26 protein-coding genes and 1 tRNA gene are annotated in these 24655 nt (G+C 69.2%); 9 read left to right on the top strand and 18 right to left on the bottom strand.

The features are described 5' to 3' along the window. Positions 1-167 precede the first annotated feature (167 nt). From thsB to G9C83_RS08865, 5 genes are all read right to left on the bottom strand, one after another. Positions 168-1835: a thermosome subunit beta gene (gene thsB / locus G9C83_RS08885; RefSeq protein WP_347877793.1), complete on the bottom strand. Its 1668-nt coding sequence runs from the start codon at positions 1833-1835 to the stop codon at positions 168-170. A 169-nt stretch (positions 1836-2004) separates the two neighbouring features. Further along, positions 2005-2226, bottom strand: a complete 222-nt coding sequence (locus G9C83_RS08880) for a TRAM domain-containing protein (RefSeq protein ID WP_167245789.1) — start codon at positions 2224-2226, stop codon at positions 2005-2007. Positions 2227-2609: 383 nt separating this feature from the next. Further along, positions 2610-2691: transfer RNA gene (locus G9C83_RS08875), tRNA-Ser, on the bottom strand. A gap of 46 nt (positions 2692-2737) precedes the next feature. Further along, positions 2738-2926: a hypothetical protein gene (locus tag G9C83_RS08870; protein ID WP_167245788.1), complete on the bottom strand. Its 189-nt coding sequence runs from the start codon at positions 2924-2926 to the stop codon at positions 2738-2740. After that, positions 2927-3310 (bottom strand): Rid family detoxifying hydrolase, encoded by a 384-nt coding sequence (locus G9C83_RS08865; protein ID WP_167245787.1) that lies wholly within the window; start codon positions 3308-3310, stop codon positions 2927-2929. 88 nt (positions 3311-3398) lie between these two features. On the opposite strand from G9C83_RS08865, the gene G9C83_RS08860 reads away from it, so the two are divergent. Further along, positions 3399-4238 (top strand): hypothetical protein, encoded by an 840-nt coding sequence (locus G9C83_RS08860; protein ID WP_167245786.1) that lies wholly within the window; start codon positions 3399-3401, stop codon positions 4236-4238. Between the two features lies 1 nt (position 4239). Here the strand turns inward: G9C83_RS08860 and ilvA are convergent, their stop codons facing one another. After that, positions 4240-5469 carry a threonine ammonia-lyase gene (gene ilvA, locus G9C83_RS08855; protein ID WP_167245785.1) on the bottom strand — a complete coding sequence of 410 codons (1230 nt, stop codon included), beginning with the start codon at positions 5467-5469 and terminating at the stop codon, positions 4240-4242. 469 nt (positions 5470-5938) lie between these two features. Continuing rightward, positions 5939-7075, bottom strand: a complete 1137-nt coding sequence (gene citZ / locus G9C83_RS08850) for a citrate synthase (protein ID WP_167245784.1) — start codon at positions 7073-7075, stop codon at positions 5939-5941. Positions 7076-7205: 130 nt separating this feature from the next. Here citZ and G9C83_RS08845 point away from each other — a divergent pair, with 130 nt between their 5' ends. Then, a complete protein-coding gene (locus G9C83_RS08845; protein WP_167245783.1) occupies positions 7206-8396 on the top strand; it encodes a potassium channel family protein in 1191 nt (396 codons plus the stop codon). Here the strand turns inward: G9C83_RS08845 and G9C83_RS08840 are convergent. Then, positions 8393-8986 carry a hypothetical protein gene (locus G9C83_RS08840; protein WP_167245782.1) on the bottom strand — a complete coding sequence of 198 codons (594 nt, stop codon included), beginning with the start codon at positions 8984-8986 and terminating at the stop codon, positions 8393-8395. The genes G9C83_RS08845 and G9C83_RS08840 overlap by 4 nt on opposite strands. A gap of 50 nt (positions 8987-9036) precedes the next feature. After that, entirely contained in the window at positions 9037-9324 is a 288-nt protein-coding gene (locus G9C83_RS08835) for a hypothetical protein (RefSeq protein ID WP_167245781.1), read from the bottom strand. 84 nt (positions 9325-9408) lie between these two features. Here G9C83_RS08835 and G9C83_RS08830 point away from each other — a divergent pair, with 84 nt between their 5' ends. After that, positions 9409-10365, top strand: coding sequence for a succinylglutamate desuccinylase/aspartoacylase family protein (locus tag G9C83_RS08830; protein ID WP_167245780.1), 957 nt, complete (start codon positions 9409-9411; stop codon positions 10363-10365). Continuing rightward, entirely contained in the window at positions 10365-11441 is a 1077-nt protein-coding gene (locus G9C83_RS08825) for a pyridoxal-phosphate dependent enzyme (protein WP_167245779.1), read from the top strand. The genes G9C83_RS08830 and G9C83_RS08825 overlap by 1 nt, the downstream gene beginning before the upstream one ends. Positions 11442-11471: 30 nt before the next feature. Here the strand turns inward: G9C83_RS08825 and G9C83_RS08820 are convergent, their stop codons facing one another. Both G9C83_RS08820 and G9C83_RS08815 read right to left on the bottom strand, forming a co-directional pair. After that, on the bottom strand, positions 11472-11687 hold the full coding sequence (locus G9C83_RS08820) for a hypothetical protein (protein ID WP_167245778.1): 216 nt from the start codon (positions 11685-11687) through the stop codon (positions 11472-11474). Between the two features lie 85 nt (positions 11688-11772). Next, positions 11773-13032 (bottom strand): tRNA(Ile)(2)-agmatinylcytidine synthase, encoded by a 1260-nt coding sequence (locus tag G9C83_RS08815; protein WP_167245777.1) that lies wholly within the window; start codon positions 13030-13032, stop codon positions 11773-11775. 138 nt (positions 13033-13170) lie between these two features. Here G9C83_RS08815 and G9C83_RS08810 point away from each other — a divergent pair, with 138 nt between their 5' ends. Next, positions 13171-14133, top strand: coding sequence for a transcriptional regulator (locus G9C83_RS08810; RefSeq protein WP_167245776.1), 963 nt, complete (start codon positions 13171-13173; stop codon positions 14131-14133). A 94-nt stretch (positions 14134-14227) separates the two neighbouring features. Here the strand turns inward: G9C83_RS08810 and G9C83_RS08805 are convergent, their stop codons facing one another. From G9C83_RS08805 to pyrE, 4 genes are all read right to left on the bottom strand, one after another. Then, the gene (locus G9C83_RS08805) at positions 14228-14470 is read right to left on the bottom strand and encodes a glutathione S-transferase N-terminal domain-containing protein (protein WP_167245775.1); all 243 of its coding nucleotides are present in this window, start codon (positions 14468-14470) and stop codon (positions 14228-14230) included. Between the two features lie 50 nt (positions 14471-14520). Then, entirely contained in the window at positions 14521-15957 is a 1437-nt protein-coding gene (locus G9C83_RS08800) for an NCS2 family permease (protein ID WP_167245774.1), read from the bottom strand. Positions 15958-16088: 131 nt separating this feature from the next. Then, complete coding sequence (locus tag G9C83_RS08795; protein WP_167245773.1) at positions 16089-16802, bottom strand: phosphoribosyltransferase family protein; 714 nt, start codon at positions 16800-16802, stop codon at positions 16089-16091. 87 nt (positions 16803-16889) lie between these two features. Further along, entirely contained in the window at positions 16890-17417 is a 528-nt protein-coding gene (gene pyrE / locus G9C83_RS08790) for an orotate phosphoribosyltransferase (RefSeq protein ID WP_208288761.1), read from the bottom strand. A gap of 75 nt (positions 17418-17492) precedes the next feature. Here pyrE and G9C83_RS08785 point away from each other — a divergent pair, with 75 nt between their 5' ends. Beyond that, complete coding sequence (locus tag G9C83_RS08785; RefSeq protein ID WP_167245771.1) at positions 17493-17981, top strand: GNAT family N-acetyltransferase; 489 nt, start codon at positions 17493-17495, stop codon at positions 17979-17981. A gap of 244 nt (positions 17982-18225) precedes the next feature. Here the strand turns inward: G9C83_RS08785 and G9C83_RS08780 are convergent, their stop codons facing one another. Further along, positions 18226-18771, bottom strand: coding sequence for a CDP-2,3-bis-(O-geranylgeranyl)-sn-glycerol synthase (locus G9C83_RS08780; RefSeq protein ID WP_167245770.1), 546 nt, complete (start codon positions 18769-18771; stop codon positions 18226-18228). Between the two features lie 120 nt (positions 18772-18891). Between G9C83_RS08780 and G9C83_RS08775 the strand changes: the two genes are divergently transcribed. Further along, positions 18892-19731: a proline dehydrogenase family protein gene (locus tag G9C83_RS08775; RefSeq protein ID WP_167245769.1), complete on the top strand. Its 840-nt coding sequence runs from the start codon at positions 18892-18894 to the stop codon at positions 19729-19731. A gap of 48 nt (positions 19732-19779) precedes the next feature. Then, positions 19780-20373 (top strand): DUF502 domain-containing protein, encoded by a 594-nt coding sequence (locus G9C83_RS08770; protein WP_167245768.1) that lies wholly within the window; start codon positions 19780-19782, stop codon positions 20371-20373. Here G9C83_RS08770 and G9C83_RS08765 read toward each other — a convergent pair whose 3' ends face one another. Further along, positions 20374-21300 (bottom strand): branched-chain amino acid transaminase, encoded by a 927-nt coding sequence (locus G9C83_RS08765; protein WP_167245767.1) that lies wholly within the window; start codon positions 21298-21300, stop codon positions 20374-20376. A 142-nt stretch (positions 21301-21442) separates the two neighbouring features. On the opposite strand from G9C83_RS08765, the gene G9C83_RS08760 reads away from it, so the two are divergent. Next, positions 21443-22894, top strand: coding sequence for a Na+/H+ antiporter NhaC family protein (locus G9C83_RS08760; protein WP_167245766.1), 1452 nt, complete (start codon positions 21443-21445; stop codon positions 22892-22894). 16 nt (positions 22895-22910) lie between these two features. Here the strand turns inward: G9C83_RS08760 and G9C83_RS08755 are convergent, their stop codons facing one another. Continuing rightward, positions 22911-24596: a Na+/H+ antiporter NhaC family protein gene (locus G9C83_RS08755; RefSeq protein ID WP_347877807.1), complete on the bottom strand. Its 1686-nt coding sequence runs from the start codon at positions 24594-24596 to the stop codon at positions 22911-22913. Positions 24597-24655: the final 59 nt, after the last annotated feature.

Genomic DNA, 24655 nt, shown 5'->3' with positions numbered 1-24655 from the left:
CGCTCGGGCCCCGAGGCCCACCTTCGGTGGGCCGACGGGGCTTTTCCCCCAAGTTTTGGCCGAGCGAGCGGCGCGAAGCGCCGCGAGCGCAGGGCGAAACGTGGGTTTACATCGTTCCGACTGAGCGGAGCTCCGTCGGCTGCTGTAAAATCGGTCTCAGACCGATTTTACATCATGCCGCCCATGCCGCCGCCCATACCGCCGCCCATGCCGCCGGCGCCGCCTTCGTCGTCGCCCTTGTCGGTCGACAGGTCGCCGGCGGAGATGATGTCGTCGATTTTGAGCACGAGGTTCGCGGCCTCGGAGGCGCTCGTGACGGCCTGCTCTTTGGCGTGTGCGGGCTCGACGACACCGGCTTCGAAGGTGTCTTCGAGGTCGCCGGAGAGGACGTTCAGGCCGGTGCGCGCTTCGCCGGACTCGTGGGCGGAGCGCAGGTCGACGAGCGTGTCGATGGAGTCGAGGCCGGCGTTCTCGGCGAGCACGCGCGGCACGAGCTCCAGGGAGTCCGCGAACGCTTCGACGGCGAGCTGTTCGCGGCCCTCGACGGAGTCCGCGAAGTCGCGGAGGCGGTCGGCGACCTCGACCTCGACGGCACCGCCGCCGGGGAGGACGCGGCCGTCGGAGAGCGTCTGCGCGGAGACGTCGAGGGCGTCGGTGACGCCGCGCTCGAGCTCGTCGACGACGTGGTCGGTGGAGCCGCGCAGGAGGATGGTGACGCCGTGGGCCTCGTCGTCGTGGCCCTCGACGTAGAACAGCTCGTCCTCGGCGTCGCGAGTGACGGAGCCGCTGGCGACGTCGGCCTCGGAGGCGGCGTCGAGGTCCGTGACGACGGACGTGTTCAGGACGTTCGTCAGGAACTCGATGTCGGACTTCTTCGTCCGGCGCACCGCGAGGATGCCCTCCTTCGCGAGGTAGTGCTGGGCCATGTCGTCGATGCCCTTCTGGCAGAAGACGACGTTCGCGCCGGTGTCGACGATCTGCTGGACCTTCTCCTTCAGCTGCTCTTCTTCCTGGTCGAGGAAGGACTGGAGCTGGTCGGGGCTGTCGATGCTGACGGAGGTGTCGGCTTCGGCTTCCTCGACCTCGACGGCCTCGTTGAGGAGGAGGATCTTGGCGTCCTCGACCTCGCTGGGCATCTGGTCGTGGACGGGGTCCTTGTCGATGGCGCCGCCGACGAGGAGTTCGGAGTTACCGACGCTCTGGCCGTTCTGGGTCTCGATGTTGATGTTCGCGGCGTCGACGACGACGCTACCGTCGTCGGCCTTCACGGAGACCTGATTGATGGCCTGGTAGATGATGCCGGAGAGCAGCTCCTTGTCGAGCTCGGCGCCCTTGCCGGTCATGGAGGTCTCCGCGACGCTGCGGATGAGGTCCTCGTCGTCGGGGTCGACGTCGATAGCGACGTTGTCGACTTCCTCGCGGGCCTGCTCGGCGGCGAGGTTGTAGCCCTTGATGATAGCGGTCGGGTGGATGTCGCGCTCGAGGAGGTCCTCGGCGTTCTTGAGGAGTTCGCCCGCGATGGCGACCGCGGTCGTCGTGCCGTCGCCGGCCTCGTCTTCCTGGGTCTCGGCGACTTCGACGATCATCTCCGCGGTCGGGTTGTCGATGTCCATCTCCTGGAGGATGGTGACGCCGTCGTTCGTGACGGTGACGTCGCCCATCGAGGAGACGAGCATCTTGTCCATGCCTTTCGGCCCGAGTGTGGAGCGGACGGCGTCCGCGACGGCTCGCGCCGCGGAGATGTTGTGCTCCTGAGCGTCCTTGTCCTTCACGCGCTGTGCGTCGTCTCCCATGATGATCATGGGCTGACCCTGCATCCGCTGCTGTTGTGCCATAGGTACCTGAAAGATTGAATGTGATTCTATATAAAGGTTCCTATGTTACCCCGAGGTCGCCTCGTGTCGGAACGGCCGATACGCCGTGAATCCCGCGCAAAATAACTACAGATGCCGAATAGTGTGACAGTCGTTACCACGAGGTGCCCTCGGAGAGTGGGGCTTTAAGTTACGCGACGTCGGACTCGTGGCCGACCAGCTCCGCCATCGCGTAGTCGGCCTCCACGCGGTCGATGCGCACCCGCACCCGGTCGCCCATGTCGCCTTCGGGAACCAGCACAACGAAGTCGTCGACGTGCGCGACGCCGTCGCCCTCCTCGCCGATGCTCTCGACGTCCACGACGTACTCCTCGTCCTCCTCGACGGGCACAGAAGAATCCCGGTCACTCATACTGTGACCTTCGGCAGCCGACGAGAAGAACGCTTGGGCCGTGCGGAGAACAGTCGCGCCCGCATAGCCGCGTGGGCTGCGACTTTCAGGCACTAAATCCCCAATAGCGGAGCAAGCATACGCGCGGCTCGGCCGCGCGTTTCACCGCGAGCGAACGAAGAGCGAGCGGGGAGTTTGTAGCGTAGATTTTTGCGACGAGCGGTGCGCGAGCGAAGCGAGCGCACCCGAGGAGTAAAAAGGTACAACGCCGGGACAGGGATTTGAACCCGATGCCAGCCCTCACCGCGTTCGGTCTGCCGTGGTGCAAATCCCTCGCGTTCACTCGACGATGGCTCTCGCGGCGCGACGAGACGCGCCGCTCGGAGCCGTTACGTCACGAGAAGCGCCGGGACAGGGATTTGAACCCTGAACCCCGTAAGGGGACACGCTTTCCAGGCGTGCGCTTTGCCATTCGGCCATCCCGGCCCGTCGTAATCTATCCGGGTCTGTCGTTTAAACCCTTCTTTTCGGGTCAGCGCAGCCGGGTTGCGGCGAGGTGCGCGACGCCGGTGGAGGCGGCGAAGACGACGGCGGCGACGCCGAGCAGCGGGAGGAAGCCGACGCCGTCGCCGGCGAACAGCCGGTAGCCCTGTGCGAGCACGAGGAACGCGAGCGCGCCGACAGCGCCCCACGCCAGCGTGTCGAGCGTGGAGCGGTCCATCTAGTCGCGCTGGGCGGCGACGGCTTCGATTTCGACGCCGACGCCTTTCGGGAGCGCGGCGACCTCGACGGCCGACCGGGCGGGCGGGTTGTCCTGGAAGTACTCCGCGTACGCGTCGTTCATCGCGTCGAAGTCGTCGATGTCGTCCATGAACACGGAGACCTTGAGGACGTCCTGCATCGTGAGCCCCTCGGCTTCGAGGATGGCCTTGACGTTCTCGAGGCTCTGGCGGGTCTGGGTGGCGATGGGCTCGTCGTCGAGGAGCTCGCCGTCCGGCGTCATCGGAATCTGGCCGGCCGTGAACACGACGTCGCCGTCAGTCGTCGCCTGGCTGTACGCGCCGACCGCGGCGGGGGCGTCGGGCGTCTCGATGGTCCGCTTCATGGCAGATGCGTCGCGGCGCCGCATATTAAATGCCCGCGTCCCCGCCGGCGCCCGCAAACCTCTGGTCGGTGCGGTCGCAAGCGGGAGTATGCGCGGTCGAACCGCCGCTGGCGTCGTCGGCTTGCTCGCGGGCGCGTCGGCGTGGCGGGCGCGGGGCGTCCCGTTCAGCCCCGTCTCTGGCGGCGCGCGAATCGGCGCGGAGTTCGTCGCACATCGGGGGCTCGCCGACCCGAGCGCGCCCGCGATTGCGGGCGAGATGGACGACATGGCTGCGTACGCGCGAGAGGGCTTCGACCCGGGTCGGGTCGCCGGCGACGTACGGCGGTTCTACGAGCGCACGGCCGAGTACGAGATGCTGCTTCGTGCGCGCTGGCACCGGCCGTTCCGGACGGGCGCGGCGCTCGCTAGCCCGATAACGTCCCGCGTCGCGCAGTTGAACCTCCCCGGGCCGGGCGACGAGGACTGGCGCCGGCTCGAGAGTCGGTTCGTCGCGCTCGACCCGGTTATCGACCCGCGAGACGGCGCGCGGGCGTGGATTCGCACGGACGGGGGCGGCGACGCGGTGTTCGTCGCGCTGTACGCCAGCCACGAGAGCGACGGCGAGCGGTTCGTGAACATCGCAGCGCCGCTGCCCGGCGGCAACCTCTCGACGGTGCTGCGCGTCGACCACCTCGGCGCGGGCGACGCGACGGGCGTGGAACTGACCACGAGGGCCGCCGGCGACCCGGGGCTGTACTGGGTCGTACCGCCGGTCGGGTTCGCGCTCCCGGCGGACCAGCGATTCCACGTGTGGCCGACGGATGGCTCCGTAGCAGCGCCCGACGTGGGCGACCCGACGGGCGGCGACGCGGTGGCGCTGGCGACCCACGAGATGTGGCTCTGCGGCGCGCAGTTCCTCACCGTCGAGTACGCGATTCGGCGGGCGTGAATCACTCCTGCGGCCGCGGGCCGTTGAGGACGGTGACTTCGAAGCCCTCGTCGCGGATGCGGTCGAGGAGCGCGTCGACGTGCTCGGGGCCGCGGGTTTCGAGGTCGAGTTCGACCTCCGTGGCGTTCATCGCGATGTCGCGGTTCGTGCGGTCGTGCTGGATGGCGTAGATGTTCGCGCGCGCGTCGGCGACGACATCGAGGAGGTCGTTGAGCGCGCCCGGGCGGTCCTTCAGGACGGTTCGCACCTTCACGTAGCGGCCCTGGTCGACGAGCCCGCGCATGATGACCGTCGTGAGGAGGTTGAGGTCGATGTTGCCGCCGCAGAGCGCGGGCACGATGACCTCGTCGTCCTCGTAGACGAACTTCCCCTCCAGGAGCGCCGCGAGCGGCGTCGCGCCCGCGCCCTCGACGAGGGTCTTCCCGCGTTCGAGCAGCAGCATCAGCGCGGTCGCGATCTCGTCGTCGGAGACGGTGACGACCTCGTCGACGCGCTCCCGGATGACCAGGAACGTCTTCTCGCCGACCCGCCGCACGGCGATGCCGTCCGCGATGGTGTCCACGGAGTCGACGGCCTGCGGCTGTCCCTTCCGGAGCGAGGACGCCACGGTCGAGGCGCCCTCGGCCTGCACGCCGACGACGCGGACGTCGGGGTCGTGGGCTTTCACGGCGGTCGCGACGCCGGAGATGAGCCCGCCGCCCCCGATGGGGACGACCACGGTGTCGAGCTCCGGGAGGTCGTCGACGATTTCGAGGCCGAGCGTCCCCTGCCCGGCCATCACGCGCTCGTCGTCGAACGCGTGGACGTACGTCCGGCCCTCCTCGTCTTCGAGCTCGTGGGCGCGAGCCTGGGCGGCGTCGTAGTCGACGCCGTGGAGGACGACCTCGGCGCCGTAGCTCTTCGTCGCCTTGATCTTCGAGATGGGCGCGGCCTCGGGCATCACGACCTTCGAGTCGACGCCCGACCGGGACGCCGCGAGCGCGACGCCCTGCGCGTGGTTGCCCGCGGACGCCGTGACGACGCCGGCCTCGCGCTCGGCTTCGGAGAGCGTGCGGACGCGGTTGGTGGCGCCGCGAATCTTGAACGAGCCGGTGCGCTGGAAGCACTCCAGTTTGAGGTGGACTTCCGCACCCGTCATCGTGGAGAACGTGTTCGAGTAGTCCAGCGGGGTGTGGCGGGCGACGTCCGCGACGCGTTCGCGGGCGTCGAGGACGTCGTCGAGTCCGATCATGCCGCCGGCTACGACGCAGCCGCTGTTAACGGTTGGTGGTGTACCGCCGCCCCGAGAATCGAGGGAACCGGAGCGTGTGACGACTGGACGAATGGCCGGGAGGGTGATAAAAGCAACCAAAGCGCAGTGAAAGTGAAAGTGCCCGACTGAGGGCCGGTGAGCCTACTTGATAGGCGATTGACACCGAGTGTCCGAGGGCAGTGACCGCCGACAGCTGAAACGGGTTACTCGGTGTCGATCCGCGATCACCGCTCGTCGAGGGGCGCGAGTTCGCGGTCCTCTTCCCCGACGTACCGGGCGCGCGGCCGAATGAGGCGGTCGTCCAGGACCTTTTTGCAGCGCTCCCTTCGGTCGCTTGCAAAAAGCTCCGGCAAAAAGCCGTCCTCACCGCCTCACCCGCGCAGTACGCGGGTTCGACGGTTCGTCGGCCTGCTCGCGCCTCCCAGCGCTCGCAGTAGATAGCTCGCGTTTACCGCTCGTCGAGAGGCGCGAGTTCGCGGTCCTCTTCCCCGACGTACCGGGCGCGCGGCCGAATGAGACGGTTGTCCTCGTACTGTTCGAGCACGTGGGCGATCCAGCCGCCCGAGCGGGACATCGCGAAGATGGGCGTGTAGATGTCGACGGGGATGCCCATCTGGTAGTACGTCGACGCCGAGTAGAAGTCGACGTTCGGCGCGAGGCCCTTTTCCTCGCTGATGTACTCCTCGATGGCGACGCTCATCTCGTACCACTTCGTGTCGCCGGCGGCCTCGCCGAGCTCCTCGCTGCGCTCGCCGAGAATCTTCGCGCGCGGGTCCTTCACGTTGTAGACGCGGTGGCCGAACCCGGCGACGCGCTTGCCTTCTTCGAGGGCGTCCTCAACCCACTCGACTGGCTCCTTGCCGGACTCGTCGATCTCCTGGAGCATCCGCATCACGTTCGCGTTCGCGCCGCCGTGCAGGCTCCCGCCGAGCGTGCCGATGGCCGACGTGATCGCCGAGTGGAGGTCCGCGAGCGTGCTCGACGTCACCATCGAGGAGAACGTCGACGCGTTCAGGCCGTGGTCGGCGTGGAGCACGAGCGCCTGGTCGAAGACGTCCGCGAGCACGTCGTCGGGCTCCTCGTCGTTGAGCATGTAGAGGAAGTTCGCAGCGTGCCCGAGGTCCTCGCGGGGCTCGACGGGGTCGTCGCCGTCGCGCAGGCGTGTGAACGCCGCGACGATCGTCGGCATCTTCGCGGTGATGCGCTTGCCCTTCCGGAGGTTCGCCTCGCGGTCTGTCGGGTCCGCGTCGCCGTCCGGGTCGTACGCGGACAGCTCCGAGACCGCCGTCCGGAGCGCCGCCATCGGGTCCTCGTCGGCGGCCGCGAGGTCCGCGACGAGGTCGAGGACGTCGTCGTCCAGCTCACGGTGGCCGGCCATGTCGTCGCGGAACGACTCGAGCTCCTCCCGATTCGGGAGGCGGCCGTGCCAGAGCAGGTAGAGGACCTCCTCGTAGCTCGCGCCGCGCGCGAGATCCTCGATGGTGTACCCGCGGTAGACGAGTTTGCCCTCGTCGCCGTCGATGTAACTCAGCTCCGACTCCGCGACGAGCACACCTTCCAAACCCTTCTTAAGTTCGTCGGCCATGTCCTACGGTTTCTGACGGTTCTACTTAATGTGTGTCGGTTTCCTTCACGGTCGTATATTCCACATACAGCCGGGACTGGAGCCCCGAGTGACGCGAACGTTTTTCGGGTACGGGGTCGAATCCGCGGACATGAGCGGCCGCGTCGAGTACGAGCCCGCGAGCGTGAAATCCCTCCTCGCGGAGATGAAAGACACCGCCGAACTCCTCATCGACCTCTCCTACTCGGCGGTGCTGCACGGCAGCGACGACGTGGCCGCGGAAGTACTCAAGCTGGAGGAACGCATGGACGTCCTCCAGTTGCGCGCGAGAATGAGCCTCCTGATGGCCGCGCGCAACCCCGAGGACGCGGAGACGCTGGCGCCCGTGCTCGGCGTCGTCGGCGCCGCCGAGAAGATCAGCGACGCCGCCGGCGACATCGCGAAGGTCGTCCTCGAAGACATCCGCGTGCCGGACGCCATCCGGGGCGCGCTCCCGGCGGCCGTCGAGTCGCTGGTGCGCGCGGAGCTCGCCGACGACTCCGCGTACGCCGGCCGCACGCTGCTGGACGTGAACCTGGAGACCGAGACGGGCGTGCGCGTGCTCGCGATCCGGCGCGGCGGCGACTGGCTGCTCAACCCCGACCGCGACACCGCGCTGCTGGCCGGCGACGTGCTGTTGCTGCGCGGCCCCGAGGAGCGCATCGGCGGCGTCTACGAGACGGTGACCGGCGAACCCTACGAGCCGCCCGCGGTCCCCGAGCCGGACTTCGACGACCTGGAGCGCGCCGTCGACTCCGTCGTCACGATGAAGAACATGAGCGAGCTGTCCGTCGACCTCGCGTACGGCGCCGTGCTGTTCGACTCGACGGACCTCGCCGCGGAGGTCGTGGAGCTGGAAGCGGAGGTGGACGCGCTGAAGTCCCGCTTCGAGGCGTGGACGCTGCGCGCGGCGGGCCGCGTCGAGGACCCGGTGTCGCTGCGCGGGCTCGTCCACATCGCGACCGCGACGGAGGTCATCAGCGACGCCGCGGTCGAGATCAGCGAGGGCGTGCTGCGCGGCCTCGACACCCACGTCGTCGTGCAGGAAGCCGTCGAGGAGTCCGACGAGGTCATCGTCCGGGAAGCAGTGGAGGCCGGCAGCACGCTCGACGGCGCGACTCTCGGGGGGGAGGAGGTCGCGACCGAGACCGGGATGCGCGTCATCGCGGTGCGGCGGCCGGACGCCGACAGCGACGAGTGGGTCGTCCAGCCCGGCCCCGAGACCGCAGTCCGAGCGGGCGACGTGCTGCTCGCGAAGGGGACGCGGGCGGGCGCCGACCGCCTGCGCGCGCTCGCCGCCTAGAGGGCGTCGCGCTCGGCGGCGAGCGCGCGCAGCGCGAGGTCCGGCAGCGGTACCGAGAGGTAGTCGCGGCCGTCACCGTACCCCGTCACGGAGAGGACCGCCGTCTCCGCGGTTTCGAGGCGGAGTTCGAACCCCACCGGATCGTCGGTGAGCCGCGGCGTCACGACCCGTTTGTCGATGCCGCCGGCGACGACCTTGCGTCGGCGCTTCGCGAGCCGAGCGACGCGGTCCGGCTCGACGTCGAGGGCGTCGTAGCCGGTCTTCGAGCCGCGGACGCGGGAGAGCAGCCCGCCGCTCTCGGGCGGGTGGACGCCGTGGCTCGCGTACACGTACCCGTCTTCGCGCCGGACGACGAGCCGCGACGTGCAGTCCGCGCCCGCGAGTTCGACTGGACACGAGAACGCGTACCGCCGCTCGGTGTGGTCGGTCTCCGCGACGTCGAAACGCTCGCCGCCCGATGACTTCTCGGCGCCCCGCAGCGGCGCGAGCACGCCCGCCACGACCGCCGACGGCGACGGCAACCCCTCCCCGCCGTCCGCGTCGTCGCCGGTGAACGCGGCGAGGCGGGTCGGGAAGTCGTCTTCGGCCATCTCCGGAATGGAGTCGGCCCGCACACAATAGGTTTTCTTCGGGGAGCCAACTACTCCAGGCGCTGCGACAGCCGGTAGGCGGCGCCGACCGTGAACGCCAGCGTCGCGAGCAGGCCGACCGTGAACGCGAGCACCGCCGCCAGCGCGACGAGGTACGCCGTCGAGTGCGGCGACCCGCCGGACGCCACGACGAAGAAGTAGTACGTCGCGGCGGCGACCAGCAGGCCGACCGCGAACCCGCGTTTGGCCTGCGTGGCGACGCCGAGCGCGCGCATGAAGTTGTCGACGCCGGGGCGGTCGGACGCCGTGTCGGCCGGCTGCTCGGACCGCTCGGACATACGCGGGGGTTCGGTCGGCCGCGTGAAAACGCCGCCGATTCGGGACCGAACCGCTCAAGGCGACGCGTGCGTGGGATTAGTGTAATGACTACGCTCGGCACCGCGTCCGCGGCCCCCGGCGAGTTCGACACGGGTCGGCTCACCGTCGGGGAGATGCGGGACGGCACCGCGGTCGGTCTCCCGGTCGCGGTCGTGAACGGCGAACGCGACGGGAAGACGCTCTACCTGCAGGCAGCCAGCGACGGCGACGAACTCAACGGCGTCGGCGTGCTCCGCCGCGTCGTCCCCCAGCTCGACCCCGCGGAGCTCGCGGGCGAGGTGCGCGTCGTCGGCATCACGAACTTCCACGCGTTCCAGATCGCCGAACACCGCAACCCCATCGACGACACGAAGCTCAACCGCGCGTACCCCGGCAGCGCGAACGGCTCCTCGTCCGAGCGAATCGCGCACGCGACGTTCTCCGCCGCGGAGGACGCCGACCTCATCGTCGACCTCCACCAGGGGTCGACCTCCCGCATGATCAACGAGGTGCGCGTGCGCTGCGGCCGCCACCACCGCATGCACAGCGACTGCCTCGAACTCGCGAAGGCGTTCGGCTGCGGACACGTCCTCGACCAGAAGGGCCCCGAGGGCCAGCTCGCCCGCGCCGGCCCCGACGACGGCATCCCCACCGTCGACCCCGAGCTCGGCGGCAGCGTCGGCTTCGACGAGGAGTCCGTCCAGTACGGCGTCGACGGCGTGTTCAACGTCCTCCGGTACTACGGCTTCCTCGACGGCGACGTCCAGACGGAGCCCCAGACTCGCGCCACCGACTTCGACCGCTACGGCTCCCCCGTCGGCGGCCTCGTCGAGTTCAAGCGCGACCTCGGCGACGAAGTCAGCGCCGGCGAGACGCTGTTCGAAGTCACCGACGTCTTCGGCACCCTGAAAGCCACCGTCACCGCCGACAACGACGGCATCTTCTGGCGCAGCCGTCGCCTCCCGCAGGTCGCCACCGGCGAGTACGTCTGCTCGGTCGGCACGGACGTGGACGAGTATTGATGCCAGCGGGTCTCGAATGCCGTTCGTGCGGTCGAACCTACGAATCCGGCTCGTCAGAGCCCTGGCGCTGCGAGTGCGGGCACGCGCTGGATTTCGCCGAGCGGCCGCTGCCGGACAGCGACGAGCCGGACGTCGACCCCCGCGAGGGGCTGTGGGCGTTCGACGAGTTCCTCCCGATTGGCGCGGAGGTGACGTTGGGCGAAGGGTGGACGCCGCTGGCGGACGCGCCGAGCTGGGACGCGCAGTTCAAACTCGACTACGTGTTCCCGTCGGGGAGCTACAAGGACCGCGGCGCGGCGCTGACGCTGTCGCGGGCGGCCGAACTCGGCGTCGAGCGCGTCGTCGACGACTCCTCGGGGAACGCGGGCGCGGCCGTCGCACAGTACGCCGCGCGCGCCGGCATCGACGCCGACGTCTACGTGCCCGCGGACGCCAAGCAGTCGAAGCTCGACGCCATCGAGGCCGCGGGCGCGACGGCGGTGCGCGTCGAGGGGAGCCGGCAGGACGTCACGGACGCCTGTGTAGAAGAGGCAGTTGGCGGGGACGCGTGGTACGCGAGCCACGCGTGGAATCCGGCGTTCTACGCGGGGACGTCGACGTTCGCGCTCGAACTCGCGGCCCAACGCGACTGGACCGTTCCGGACGCCGTGGTGCTGCCGCTCGGGCACGGGACGCTGTTCCTCGGCGCGTACCGCGGCTTCCGCGCGCTCGAAGCAGCGGGCTGGACGGACTCCGTGCCGCAGCTGCTCGGCGTGCAGGCGACGGGCGTCGCGCCAGTCGTCGAAGCGCTCCACGGAGCGGAAGCGGCGGGGACGAACGACGTCGCGGACGGCATCCAGATTCAGGAGCCCGCCCGGAAGAGCCAGATTCTGGACGCCATCGACGCGACGGGCGGGGACGCCATCGCGTGCGACGCGGCGGAGACGGAGGCCGCGCTGGCGGACCTCCACGAGCACGGGTTCTACGTGGAGCCGACCAGCGCCGTCGCCGTGGCTGGGCTCGACGCGTACCGCGAGCGCGGCGTCGCCGGCGACGACGTGGCCGTAGCACTGACGGGCAGCGGCCTGAAGAAGTAACGGCTGCGAGCGCGGGGCCGACTGTCTCGCTTACCGCCGGTCGGCCACCGAGACGAACGCGTCGCCCTCGGCGGTCATCCACTCGGTGACGAGGTCGTCGGCGTCGGCGTCCGCGGGGAACAGCGTACACGCCCGCTCGCCGTCCTGCACCTCGACGTGCGCGGCGAGTCGTCCCGCGACGGAGTCGCGGTCCGTCGTCTCGCGAGCGGCGCCAACCTCGTCGGGGCTGCGGCGGTCGGGGCGCATGGACGTACGTTCGTTCCGTAGTCGGATAAAGCGTTGTGGGCGTTTGGTTCGCAGTGGCAAGCAGCAGAAGACACTTGTACGGCGGCTACCGCTCGGGGTGGACCAGCGCGTCCCACTCGCCCCTGACCAGCGGTTTCGCGACGTGGCGACGCGCGCACGGCGGCACCTCGTACCACCCCCGTTCCAGGTCGCGGTCGACGTCGCGCTCGACTTTCCCGGGTGCGGACGTGCCGCAGTCCCGGCAGCGGTAGCCCTGCCCGGCGCCCGCGCTCTCCATCGACGTCCCGCAGTCGGGGCACGTCGGCGTCACGGATTCCGTCTCCTCGAGGTCGCGGACCGCGAACTTCTCCAGTTTGAGCGTGCCGCCGCTGACCTCGCCGCAGACGGTGACGCGGTCGCCGGGTCGGAGCGCGCGCACGCGGTCGCGGAACCGCTTGGTCGGCTCGAACGCCGCGCACTCCACGCGCGCGTCGTCCGCGACGGACACGAAGACGTGGCCGCCGCGCCGCGTCTCCGGCTCGCTCGCGACGGTGGCGTCCGCGCGGTACGCACGACCGTCTTCGAGGTCCGCGAGCGCGGCGTCCCGTAGGTGGGCGTCCGTCCCCTGGTTCGTGACGAACAGCTCGCTGGCGTACACCGGCTCGCTCTCGATTGAATCGGCGAGTTCGGTGACGGTGTCGGCGTCGTCGCCCCGGATACCGTAGAGGATGGGGCCGGGCGTGTGCGGCACGCAGACCAGCTCCCCTTCCTCGCGGTCGACGGTGTCCCACGCGTCCGGGTAGGCGGCGTCCGCGGCGGCGAACACGCTCTCGGCGTCGACGTTTCGTTCGGTCCCCCAGCGGTCGGGCTCGCGATAGTCGATGCGCTCGTACGTCCAGTCGTCGAACGCCGACCACGCGCCGACGGCGGCGAGCGCGCCGACGACGCCGCGGCCATTCTCCCACTGCGCGGTGTCGTAGCCGTGGGTAGCCGCGAGCGCGCGGGCCTCTCCGGGGTCGAGGTGCTCGCGCATCGCGCGCTCGGCGAACTCGGCGATTGGCTCGGGCGCGTCGGCGTCGGGCGCGACCACGACGCCCGGATTCGTCCTGGGGTCGTCGGTCTCCGCGGCCTCCGCGACGACCTCCTCTGCGACCGCCAGACCCACGTCGGGGTCGACGTCGGCGTGGACGGCGAGCGCGGCGTTCCCGCGGGTCTTGTACTCGACGGCGGGGTTCAGGCGCACGAGCAGCACGCGCTCGACGCTCGCGCCGCGGTCGCGCAGCCGCTCGGCGACGAGGTGGGCCGCGTACGTCGTGCACATCCCGCGCTCGCGGGAGTCAGTGTCGTCCAGCGCGACGACCGTCATCGCCTCCGTGGTAGGGGAGCCCCGCTTTTCGCGCTTCCGGTCCCGACCGGGATAGTGGCGGCCGAATGACCGAAACCGCGGGGCAGCGCCGCCGTATCGGCACAACGCATATATGTCGCCGACGGCTTATCCACGAGTATGTCACGGTCGGTACTCATCGAGAACGTCACCGCCATGCTCGCGGACGCGGGGTTCACGGTGAGCGACCGGTGCGCGACGCGGCCCAAGAGCTTCGACGTGGCCGCCCGCCGAGAGAACGACGTCATCCTCGTGAAGATCCTGGGGAACATCGACGCCTTCGACGCGCCGACCGGCGCGGAGATGCGGCGGCTCGGCACGTACCTCGACGCGACGCCGATGGTCATCGGCCTGCGCACCCGCGACGAGGAGCTCAAGCCCGGCGTCGTCTACTTCCGCCACGGCGTGCCCGTGCTCAGCCCCGACACCGCGATGGAGTTCTTCGTGGAGGGCGTCCCGCCGCTCATCTACGCGGCGCCCGGCGGCCTCTACGTGAACATCGACGGCGACGTGCTCGCGGACCGCCGCCAGCAGGAGGACCTGAGCCTCGGCCAGCTCGCCAGCGAACTCGGCGTCTCCCGGCGCACCGTCTCGAAGTACGAGGACGGCATGAACGCCAGCATCGAGGTCGCGATGGAGCTCGAAGACCTCTTCGGCGGCGAACTCACCTCGCCGGTCTCGGTGATGGACGGCGCGGAGGAGGTCCGGGACGCCGACCCGACGCCCGACGACCCGGAGGCCGACCCCGAGGACGTGCCCGTGCTGTCGGTGCTCGCCCGCGTCGGCTTCGAGGTCCACCCGACGGACCGCGCGCCGTTCAAGGCCGTCAGCGAGGACGCCTCGCGCGCGGACCGCCTGCTGACCGGCCACTCGTCGTTCACGGACGCCGCGGTCAAGCGCGCCCGCATCATGAGCTCGCTCGGTGCGATTACGCACACGCGAGCCGTCTACGTCGTCGACGAGGCGTCCCGCGAATCCGTCGACGACACCGCCATCGTGGAGCGCGAGGAACTCGAAGACGTCGAGGACTCCGACGACCTCCGCGACCTGCTCGCGGACCGCGGCGACCCCCAGGAAGCCTGACGACGCCGCCCCACTCCTCTACGACCGCCGTCGGTCGGTAGCGCCGCGGCTCGGACCGCTGTTTCTCGGAAAATTCGGACGAAGAGAGCGCGCGTTACGCGTACGTCTCTTCGAGGTAGTCGACGATGTCGTCCGATTCGGGCATCCCGTCGACGCCGTGCTCCTCGTCGACGAGCACGGGGACGCCGGTCTGACCGCTGACTTCCTCGACTTCGGTCCGCTGGCTGTGCGAGCTCGGGACCTCGTGTTCGACGTACTCTACGTCGAGTTCGTCGAGCTTGGTCTTGACCTTCGCGCAGTACGGGCAGCCCGGGAGAGCGTACAGTTCCAGCGTCACACGCGCCCGTACGGCGTCGACGCAGAAGAGCGGCGGGGTAGCGGCGGGACCTAGGCGACGGTCTGGAGGACGCCGCTGGTGCGCACGAAGAAGTACACGACGAACGCGACCGCGAGCAGCCACTGGCCGAGGGAGACGTCGTCGTACTCGCCGGTCGCGGCCTTCACGACGGGGTAGGAGACGATGCCGGCGGCGATGCCGTACGCGATGGAGTACGTGAACGGCATGACGAGGATGGTGAGGCCGGCGGGGATGGAGTGCGTGACGTCGTCCCACTGGACCGCGGTGACGTTGCCGAGCATCAGCAGCGCGACGACGACGAGCGCGATGTGGCTCGCGTACTGGGGAATCGCGGCGGCGAGCGGGACGACCACGAGCGACGCGAGGAAGAGGCAGGCGACGACGAGCGCGACCATGCCGGTGCGGCCGCCCTCCTCGATGCCGGTCGCGGACTCGATGTACGTGGTGACCGTCGAGGTGCCGAGCATGCCGCCGGCGGTGGTGCCGACCGCGTCGGCCATCAGGGGCTTGTCGGCGTCCGGGAGGTCGCCGTCCTCGTTCAGGAAGCCGCCCGCCTGCCCGACGCCGACGAGCGTGCCGGCGGTGTCGAAGAAGTCCACGAAGAAGAACGTGAACACGACGAGCGCGAAGCTGAGGGCCTCGACGTTCTGGAAGCCGGAGACGAACGCGCCGGCCAGCGGCGTGATGTCGTACTGGGCCTGCGGGAGTTGGCCGGCGGCGAAGCCGCCGTTGCGGACGAACCCGTCGATGAGGACGCCGGGTTCGACGACGCCCGCGAACGTGAGGGCGGCGCCGGCGACGGTGGTCGAGACGATGCCGAGAATGATGCTGCCGGTGACGCCGCGGGCGTACAGCGCGAGCGTGAAGAACAGGCCGACGATGGAGAGGATGGCGACCGGGTTCTGCGCGAGGTCGCCGAGCGCGAGGATGGTGCCGGCGTCCCCGACGATGACGCCCATCGCTTCGAGGCCGATGATGGCGAGGAAGAGGCCGATGCCGGTCCCGACGGCGAACTTCACGGGTTCGGGGAAGAGGCTGATGACGTACTCGCGGGCGCCGACCGCGGTGAGGACGATGAAGACGACGCCCTCCGTGACGACGGCGGCGAGCGCGGTCTGCCACGGGATGCCGAGCGCGCCGACGACGGTGAACGCGAAGAACGCGTTGAGTCCGAGGCCGGGCGCGAGCGCGAACGGGCGGTTCGCGTAGAACGCCATCACGAGCATGGCGACCGCCGACGCCAACAGGGTGACGACGGCGAGCATCTGGACCGTCTCGGCGTAGCTGTGGTTCGCGAGCGCGATGCCGGGTTTGACGACCTCGCCGTCCTGGGTCACCTGGGTCATCACCGCGGGGTTGACGACGACGATGTAGGACATCGTGAGGAACGTCGTCACGCCAGCGAGGACCTCGGTGCGCAGGTCCGTGTCGTGTTCGTCGAAGCCGAAGTAGTCAGCGAGCCCCATTATGATGCACGTTCGGGCATAACTACACCGCCCGCTTAAGCGTTGTTATGCACGTTGGAAGGGCGTGCCGTCTGGAGGTGAAGAACCACCCATAAAGTGCACGAACGTGCCCAAAACTGGGGTCGGGCGCGTTATTCGAGCTCGGCGAGCGCGCCGACCGGGGCGTCGGTGAGCTCGCGGGCGCGCTCGACGCCGTCGTCGCCGACGGCGATGAGCGTGAACACGCCCGTGACGTCGGCGTCCGCGGCGGCAGCGATGTCGAGCAGGATCTCCTGGGTCTCGCCCGAGCGGATGAGGTCGTCGACGACGAGGACGGTCTCGCCGGCGTCGATGGCGGACGCGGGGAGGTAGTAGGTGAGCTCGATGCCGGACTCGAAGCGCTTGCGCGCCTCGATGAACTCCTCGACGGCGGTCTCCTTGGACTTCTTGGCGTACGCGCAGCGCGCGCCGTAGTACGACGCCAGCGACGCCGCGAGCGTGATGCCGTCGGTGGCCGCGGTGAGCACGACGTCCGGGCGCTCGAAGTCGAACGTCTCGGCGGCGACCGGCGCGACGAGGTCGAGGAACGACTGGTCGAAGACGACCCCGGAGTTGTCCACGTAGCCCTCGTCGTCGAGGCGCACGCGGGCTTCGAGCTCCTCGCGCAGGAGGTCGGCGCCGGCGTCCTCGACGACCTCGCGGGCGCGCTCGGCGCTCGGGAGGACGTGGCCGTTCACGTAGCGGTTCAGGTCGCCGGCCGGGAGGCCGGTCTCCGCGGAGAGCTCGTCGTACGTCCGCGTCTCCTTCAGCGTGCGCAACACGTCGACCGCCCGCAGCTGCAGGGCGGCCTTCTCGGCTCGGTTCATACCGGTAGGCACGTTTCCACAAACTTGAATACCTCGAATCAGTTGGAGTGCGAAGAAATCACAAACGCGGGTACTAGCCGCGAGGCGTCACTCGGCGTCCAGCAGGTCGCTCGCCGTGACGAGCGCCTCCATCTCGACGCCGTGCTCGGCGAGCAGTTCGCGGCCGCCCTCCTCGCGGTCCACCACGAGCAGCGCGCGGTCGACTTCCGCGCCCGCCTCGCGGAGCGCCTCCACCGCGTCGACGGCGGACTGCCCCGTGGTCGCGATGTCTTCGACGACGACGACCTCTTCGCCTTCTTCGAGGCGGCCCTCGATGCGGTTGCCCGTACCGTACTCTTTGGCCTGCTTGCGCGCGATGACGTACGGCACGTCGGCCTCCACGGCCGTCGCGGCGGCGAGCGGCACGCCGCCGAGCGCGACGCCGCCGAGCTTCGCGTCCGCGTCGAGGCGTTCGGCGAACGCCTCCGCGATGGCACGCAGGCAGTCGGGGTCCGTCTCGAAGAGGTACTTGTCGACGTAGTACTCGGAGGTGCCGCCGTGGGCGAGCTCGAACTCTCCGAACTTCACGGCGTCCGCGTCGCGGAGCAGCTGGACGAGGTCCTCGGACATTGCCAGAGTTGGCGGGCCGCCCCGTCAAAAGCGCGCCGGTCCCGCCCAAACGCTAAGCCCGCGGTCGCCGAACGGAACGGTATGCACGTCCGCGAGGCGACGCCCGAGGACGCGCCGAACGTGCGGGCAGTCGCCGACGCCGCGTGGCACGACGCCCACGACGAAATCGTCGGCCCGGACGCCGTCGAGGCGTTCCTCGCCGACTACTACGCGGTCGACGAACTCCGCGAGCGGTACCGCGACGGCGACAGCGAGACCGTCGTCGCGTGCGAGGACGGCGACGTCGTCGGGTACGCCAGCGGCGTCGACGGCGACGGCGCGTACACGCTCGGCTCTATCTACGTCCACCCCGAGCAGCAGGGCGAGGGCGTCGGCAGCCGCCTGCTCGTCGAAATCGAGGACATAGCGCGCGAGCGCGACTACGACCGCCTCCGGCTGGTCGTGATGGCGGACAACGACGACGCCCGCGGATTCTACGAGGCCCGCGGCTTCGAGCACGTCGCCGACGACTACGACGAACGCCTCCACGTCGAGAACTGCGAGTACGCGAAACCGCTCGACGACGATTGACCAACCGACAGCGACGAGCATCCGCGAGCCGAGCGGCTCGAAGTTCTCGTGAGCGAAGCGAACGAGAGCCCGCGAGGCCGAAGGTCTCGCTAAGAGCCCGAGGCGAGCGGTTCACTGCGCGAGCGGAGCGAGCGCAGGCCGACGAGCGACTAAGCGCCGAAGGCGCGCTGGAGCGAGGAGTGCTTTTAGCGTAGCTTTTGCCGAGCGAGCGGCGCATAGCGCCGCGAGCGCAGCGCAAAAGGTACTACCACGGCTCGTTCTTCAGGCCGAGCAGGTACGCCGCGCCGTTGGTGAGGACGTGGAGCAGCGGCGTGAGCACGAGAATCGCGACGAGGACGCCGAGTGTGAACGTGTCCCCGAACCAGGCGGGAGCGGCGATAGCCGCGAGCGCGAGCGCGACGACGACGAAGTCGAGCTGGTCGAGGAGGGGGAATGCGGCGCCGCGTTCGCGGCCGGTGCGGCGTTTGAGGAAGGAGGCGAGGATGTCGCCGAGCATGGCGCCGGCGGGGAGCGCGAGCATCGCGGCGGGCGGGAACGAGGGGAGCGCGACGCCAACAGCGTCGCCGGCAGCGGGCTGGACTGCGTTCAGGACGGCGGCGAGCGCGGCGCCGACGAGCGTGCCGATAGCGGTGCCGCGCCACGTCTTGCCGTCGCCGAGCACGCGCTTGCCGCCCCAGGTGCGACCGCCGTCGATCGGGCGGCCGCCACCGGCGAGCACCGCGGCGTTGTTCGGGACGTACGCGGGCAGCATCACCCACACGGCGGTCGCGACCGTCGCTGCGAGACCCATGCGTTGGGGTGGACGCGGCCCGGGCAAAAACCCGTGGGTTCCCGGAGTGCGGCGCTCTCGGGGGCGGCCCCGACCAAGGGAGGCACGTCGTTTAAGGGACGCGCCGCCGCAAGTGTAGATATGATACCGCCCATCGCGAGCAAGTTCGTCGCGGGGGAGACGCCGGCGGAGGCCGTCGAGCACGCCGGGGCACTGAACGACCGCGGCGTCGAGGCCATCCTGAACCTGTTGGGCGAGCACTACGAGGAGCGCCCGCCCGCGGACGAGGACGCCGCGGCCTACGAGGACCTCGTGCGGGACATCGACAGCAGCGGCGTCGACGCCTGCATCTCCGTGAAGCCCTCTCAGATCGGGCTGGACGTCGGCGACGACGTGTTCGCGGAGAACCTCGCGGGCATCGTGGAGGTGGCCGACGAGCACGGCGTGTTCACGTGGGTTGACATGGAAAACCACGAGACGACGGACGCCACCCTCGACGCCTACGAGGACCTCACGACGGAGTACGGGGGCGGCGTCGGCGTCTGCATCCAGGCGAACCTCAAGCGCACGAAGGGCGACCTCGAACGGCTCGCGGGCCTCCCGGGGAAGGTGCGGCTGGTGAAGGGCGCGTACGACGAGCCGAAGTCCATCGCGTACAAGCGCAAGGAACGCGTCAACGAGGCGTACCGCGACTACCTCGAGTACATGTTCCGGGAGTTCGAGGGCGGCATCGGCGTGGGCAGCCACGACCCGGGGATGATAGCGCACGCCCGCGACCTCCACGACGAGTACGGCACGGACTACGAGGTCCAGATGCTGATGGGCGTCCGGGACGACGCGCAGGTCGACCTCGCGGCGGACGGCGTCACGGTCTACCAGTACGTGCCGTACGGTGACAAGTGGTTCTCGTACTTCTACCGGCGCGCGATGGAGCGCAAGGAGAACATGCTGTTCGCGCTGCGGGCGGTGCTGGGCCGGTAACGCTCAGACCTCGAAATCCCTATACGTCGCCGCTCAGTGGTCTCGGGTATGACCTCGTGGAAGCGGGACTTCGCGAGCGGGCTGGTCGTGCTCGCGCCGATTCTGGTCACGCTGTACGTCCTCTACTGGCTGTTCTCGCTCATCGCGCGGTTCTCGCTGCTCGCGACGAACGTCGACGACCCGGTGGTCGCGGTCGGGCTGACGCTCGTGGTGTTCGTGCTGCTGGTGTTCTCCGTCGGCTACCTGATGCGGACCGCCATCGGGACGTTCGCGGAGGAGGTCCTCGACGGCCTCGTCAACCGGCTGCCGGGGCTGCGCATCGTCTACAACGCCTCGAAGATGGCCGTCGAGACCGTGCTGTCCGGGGGCGCCGACGAGTTCCAGAAGCCCGTGAAAGTCGAGCCGTGGGACGGGATGCGGCTGACCGCGTTCAAGACCGGGAAGACGACCGACGACGGCCGCGAGGTGGTGTTCATGCCGACCGCGCCGAACATCACCTCGGGGTTCGTGATGGAGCTCGAACCCGAGGACATCCAGGACGCCGACGAGTCCACGGAGGACGCCCTGACGCGGGTGTTGAGTGCGGGGTTCGGGGAGAACGAGCGCGACGTTCCGGAGCCGTTCACCGAGGACGACGAGTAGTTAGACGTAGTGGAACCACTCCTCGCGGTCGCCGGTCTCGACGACGTCGAAGAACGCCTTCTGTAGCTCCTCGGTGACCGGGCCACGGGTGCCGGAGCCGATCTCGACGTTGTCGACCTGTCGGATGGGCGTGACTTCGGCGGCGGAGCCGGTGAAGAACAGCTCGTCGGCGGTGTTGAGTTCGCCGCGGGAGATGGAGGCGTTGTCGTGGACGGTGTAGCCGCGCTCCTCGGCGAGCGTGATGACGGTGTCGCGGGTGATGCCGTCGAGGATGCTCTCGGAGAGCCCGGGCGTGTAGATCTCGCCGTCGCGCACGAGGAAGAGGTTCTCCCCGGGGCCCTCGGCGACGTTGCCCTCCTTGTTGAGGACGATGGCTTCCGTGTAGCCGTTGCGCCGGGCTTCCTCGCCGGCGAGCATGGAGTTGACGTAGAGGCCGGTGGTCTTGGCGTTCGTCGGGATCTGGCTGGAGGCGTGCTTGCGCCACGAGGAGATCATCACTTCGACGCCGTTCTCGAGGGCGTCCTCGCCGAGGTACGTCCCCCACGGCCACGCGGCGACGGCGACCTCGGTCGGGCAGTCCTTCGGGGAGACGCCCAGCGAGTCGTAGCCGAAGTACGCGATGGGGCGGACGTAACAGGACGCGAGGTCCTGGCGGTCGAGCAGTTCGACGGTGGCCTCGGTGAGCTCCTCGCGGGTGAAGTCGATGTCGAGGTCGTAGGGCTTCGCGGACGCGAACAGGCGGTCTAAGTGTTCGTCCCACCGGAACAGCGCGGGGCCCTCCTCGGTGTCGTACGCGCGGACCCCCTCGAAGACGCCGCTGCCGTAGTGCAGGGCGTGCGTGAGCACGTGAATCTGGGCGTCGTCCCAGTCCACGAACTCGCCGTTCATCCAGATGGTGTCCACGTCCATGTCGTCGAAGGCGCTCATACCCGTGGGATGGACGGGCCCGCTCATAAAACCACGAGTGCCGGCTGTCGGCGAGGATTGCCGCCAGTCCGAAAAACCGTGTGAATGTCCCACAATAATTCAACCGAGAAGCTTAATTACTGTAGTGAATTACAAACAGCCGATGAGCGATCACGCACCGCTTGCGTACGAGGACATCGACGAGGCCCGCCGCCCCAGCCTCGTCGAGGCGCTCGTGCCCATCGCGGCCGTCGTCGTCTCGCTCGGCGTCGGTTCGGGCTACCTCGGCCTCGCGCCACACGCGCCCCTCGTCTGGAGTATCGCCTTCACGGGACTGTTCGCGCGCTACCGGCTCGGCTACGACTGGGACGGCGTCTACGACGCCGCCGCCTCCGGCCTCCAGATGGGACTGCAGGCGATTCTCATCCTGTTCGTCATCTACGGGCTGATCTCTACGTGGATCAGCGCCGGCACCATCCCCGGCCTGATGTACTACGGGCTCGGCACGCTCACTCCCGTCATCTTCCTGCCAGTCACGGCCATCTTCGCGGGCATCGTCGCGTTCGCCATCGGCTCCTCGTGGACCACGGTCGGGGCGCTCGGCATCGCGTTCGTCGGCATCGGCGAAGGACTGGGCGTCCCGTTGGCGATGACCGCGGGCGCCATCGTCTCCGGCGCGTACGCCGGCGACAAGCAGAGCCCGCTGTCGGACACCACGAACCTCGCAGCCGCCGTCACCGACGCCGACCTCTACGACCACATCAAGGGCATGCGCGTCGGCACCGGAATCGCCTTCGGCCTCTCAGTACTCGCGTACGCTGCCCTCGGTGTCTTCATCGTGGAGACCGGCGACACGAACATTGCGGCCTTCACCGGCCCGCTCGCCGACTCGTACGCGCTCGGGCCGCTGGTCTTCCTGCCGCTCGTGGTGACGTTCGCCCTCGCGATTCGCGGATACCCCGCGCTCCCGTCGCTGCTCGCCGGCGTCTTCGCGGGCGCGTTCACTGCCATCCTCGTTCAGGGCGTCGGCTTCACCGCCGCGTGGAACACCTTCCTGTACGGAACCAGTCCCGCCACAGGTAGCAGTACTGTCAACGACCTCCTCGCGCACGGTGGCATCTCGGGGTCGGCGTGGACCATCGCCGTGGTCGTCGCGGCGCTCACGCTCGGCGGGCTGCTCGAACGCACGGGCATCCTCCCAACGCTCGCCCATCACCTCACGCAGGCCGTCTGGTCGCCAGGGTCGCTGGTCGCCGGCACCGGTCTCGCCGCCATCGTGACGAACGCCTTCTCCGCCCAGCAGTACATGAGCATCGTCGTCCCCGGGCTCAGCCTCCGGAACCTCTACGAGGAGTACGGCCTGGACGAGCGTGACCTCTCGCGAGCAGTCGAGGCCGCCGGCACCCCGACGGGCCCGTTCTTCCCGTGGCACGCCGGCGCCGTCTTCATGACGGGCGCGCTCTACAGCGCCGAGGGCGCCATCTCGTGGTGGTGGGTGCCGTTCTACTTCTTCGGCATCCTCTCGCCGCTCGTGCTGTTCGCGATGGCGCTGACCGGCCACGGCTACACGCAGCAGCCCGAGCCGGCCGAAGGCGTGGCGCCCGCGGACGACTGACGCCGCGGCCGCTCTTCTACGCGCCTAACGTCGCGAACGCGAACACGAGCAGCAGGTACGCCGCCACGACGACGACGGCCACGACGGGCACGAGCGAGAAGTAGTCGTGGCTCCCGTTCGCTGCGGGCGGCTCGCCGCGCTCGACCGCGGCGACGTCGTCGGCGTCGAGTTCCTCGGCGGACGGCATCACCTCGGGCAGGCCCTTCCGGCGGGCGTCGAGCTTGTTCAGCGCGACGACCGCACCGAGCGTGAGCACGGCGGCCAGCGGGAGCGCGACGTACGCGGACTGCAGGCCGAGCCCGTACAGCACCAGCACGACGACGGTTGCGCCCGCGGCGGTCGCGGCGAACGGAATCTGGGTGTTCACGTGGTCGATGTGGTCCGAGCCCGCGAAGATCGAGGACATCACCGTGGTGTCGCTGATGGGCGAGGAGTGGTCGCCCCAGATGGCGCCGCCGAACAGCACGCCGACCAGCACCGGGAGCACGGACGGCCCGACGAGCTGGTAGCCGAGCGGAATCGCCAGCGGCGTCAGAATCGCCATCGTCCCCCACGACGTCCCCGTGGTGAACGCGACGAGCATCGCCGCGACGAAGATGATGAGCGGGAGGAAGCTCCCGGGGACGCCGCTGCCGACCATCGTGTCGACGATGAACTGCGCGGTGCCGACCTCCTCGGCGGCGAGGCCGATGGCCCACGCCAGCACGATGATGGCGAGCGCGATGTTCATCGTCTTGAAGCCGTTGATGACGGTGTCGCTGGCCTCCTCGAGGTCCATCGTGCCGTACGCCAGCGACCCGACGAAGCCGGTGAGCATGAACGCGAACGCGCCGTGGAGCAGCCCCATCGCGACGTCGGTCTCCTGGAACGCGGTGGCGACGTCGACGCCCGGCTGGTGGCCGCCGCCGAGGTACCACATCGAGACGAGACCGACCACCAGCAACACGAGGATGGGCGCGAAGAAGTTCACCAGCGAGGGGTTCTTCTCGCTGGGCTCGCCGACGTCACTGGAGACGTCGGACAGCGGCGTCGCGTCCTCCCGAATCGTCGCGCCGGTGGCGCGGGCGCGCCACTCGGCGTCCAGCATCGGGCCGTAGAACCGCTGCGTGAGGGCGACGAACCCGACCATGAAGAACGCCATGAAACAGTAGATGTTCCACGGGATGGACTGGAGGAACAGCCCGAACGCCGTGAGGTCTAGCTGCTCGGCGGTGACCTCGGTGGCCTCGAAGCCCGCGATGATCATCGACACCTGGAAGCCGATCCAGTTCGACACCGGGCCGAACGTCGTCACGGGCGACGTCGTGGAGTCGAGGACGTAGGCGTGCATCTCCCGCGAGGAGCGGTTCTCCTGGGAGAGCTCGCGGGTGGCGTTGCCGGTGACGACGGTGCTCGTGTACGAGTCGAAGAAGATGAACACGCCGACGAGCCACGTCAGAACCTGGGACTCGCGGGCGGTGCTGACGCGGTCGCCGATCCAGCGTTCGAGCGCGAGGATGCCGCCCGAGCGGTAGATGAACGCGGCGCCCGCGCCCATGAACAGGATGAGGATGATGAACTTCGTGTCGAACGGCGACCGCACGACCTCGACGAACCAGTCCATCGTGAGCGCGGTCGCGGCGATCGGGTTCCACGATTCGACGATGAGCGCGCCCGACCAGACGCCGGCGAACAGCGACACCAGCACCTGACGCGTCGTCATCGCGAGGACGATGGCCAGCAGCGGCGGCACTAACGCGAGCGCACCGTACTCTGACATGT

This window comes from Halobacterium sp. R2-5 (assembly GCF_011734195.1).
Classification (GTDB): domain Archaea; phylum Halobacteriota; class Halobacteria; order Halobacteriales; family Halobacteriaceae; genus Halobacterium.
The sequence above is the reverse complement of the archived record's forward strand: the minus strand, read 5'-3'. Positions and strand labels throughout refer to the sequence as shown.

Coding starts and splice junctions, on each gene's coding strand:
- G9C83_RS08770 (WP_167245768.1), top strand. CDS start 19,780: ATGACCTCGTGGAAGCGGGACTTCGCGAGCGGGCTGGTCGTGCTCGCG.
- G9C83_RS08775 (WP_167245769.1), top strand. CDS start 18,892: ATGATACCGCCCATCGCGAGCAAGTTCGTCGCGGGGGAGACGCCGGCG.
- G9C83_RS08755 (WP_347877807.1), bottom strand. CDS start 24,596: ATGACGACGCGTCAGGTGCTGGTGTCGCTGTTCGCCGGCGTCTGGTCG.
- ilvA (WP_167245785.1), bottom strand. CDS start 5,469: ATGATCGGACTCGACGACGTCCTCGACGCCCGCGAACGCGTCGCGGAC.
- thsB (WP_347877793.1), bottom strand. CDS start 1,835: ATGGCACAACAGCAGCGGATGCAGGGTCAGCCCATGATCATCATGGGA.
- G9C83_RS08880 (WP_167245789.1), bottom strand. CDS start 2,226: ATGAGTGACCGGGATTCTTCTGTGCCCGTCGAGGAGGACGAGGAGTAC.
- G9C83_RS08785 (WP_167245771.1), top strand. CDS start 17,493: ATGCACGTCCGCGAGGCGACGCCCGAGGACGCGCCGAACGTGCGGGCA.
- G9C83_RS08835 (WP_167245781.1), bottom strand. CDS start 9,324: ATGTCCGAGCGGTCCGAGCAGCCGGCCGACACGGCGTCCGACCGCCCC.
- G9C83_RS08865 (WP_167245787.1), bottom strand. CDS start 3,310: ATGAAGCGGACCATCGAGACGCCCGACGCCCCCGCCGCGGTCGGCGCG.
- G9C83_RS08860 (WP_167245786.1), top strand. CDS start 3,399: ATGCGCGGTCGAACCGCCGCTGGCGTCGTCGGCTTGCTCGCGGGCGCG.
- G9C83_RS08795 (WP_167245773.1), bottom strand. CDS start 16,802: ATGAACCGAGCCGAGAAGGCCGCCCTGCAGCTGCGGGCGGTCGACGTG.
- G9C83_RS08810 (WP_167245776.1), top strand. CDS start 13,171: ATGTCACGGTCGGTACTCATCGAGAACGTCACCGCCATGCTCGCGGAC.
- G9C83_RS08820 (WP_167245778.1), bottom strand. CDS start 11,687: ATGCGCCCCGACCGCCGCAGCCCCGACGAGGTTGGCGCCGCTCGCGAG.
- G9C83_RS08870 (WP_167245788.1), bottom strand. CDS start 2,926: ATGGACCGCTCCACGCTCGACACGCTGGCGTGGGGCGCTGTCGGCGCG.
- G9C83_RS08815 (WP_167245777.1), bottom strand. CDS start 13,032: ATGACGGTCGTCGCGCTGGACGACACTGACTCCCGCGAGCGCGGGATG.
- citZ (WP_167245784.1), bottom strand. CDS start 7,075: ATGGCCGACGAACTTAAGAAGGGTTTGGAAGGTGTGCTCGTCGCGGAG.
- G9C83_RS08845 (WP_167245783.1), top strand. CDS start 7,206: ATGAGCGGCCGCGTCGAGTACGAGCCCGCGAGCGTGAAATCCCTCCTC.
- G9C83_RS08780 (WP_167245770.1), bottom strand. CDS start 18,771: ATGGGTCTCGCAGCGACGGTCGCGACCGCCGTGTGGGTGATGCTGCCC.
- G9C83_RS08840 (WP_167245782.1), bottom strand. CDS start 8,986: ATGGCCGAAGACGACTTCCCGACCCGCCTCGCCGCGTTCACCGGCGAC.
- G9C83_RS08830 (WP_167245780.1), top strand. CDS start 9,409: ATGACTACGCTCGGCACCGCGTCCGCGGCCCCCGGCGAGTTCGACACG.
- G9C83_RS08765 (WP_167245767.1), bottom strand. CDS start 21,300: ATGAGCGCCTTCGACGACATGGACGTGGACACCATCTGGATGAACGGC.
- G9C83_RS08800 (WP_167245774.1), bottom strand. CDS start 15,957: ATGGGGCTCGCTGACTACTTCGGCTTCGACGAACACGACACGGACCTG.
- G9C83_RS08825 (WP_167245779.1), top strand. CDS start 10,365: ATGCCAGCGGGTCTCGAATGCCGTTCGTGCGGTCGAACCTACGAATCC.
- G9C83_RS08760 (WP_167245766.1), top strand. CDS start 21,443: ATGAGCGATCACGCACCGCTTGCGTACGAGGACATCGACGAGGCCCGC.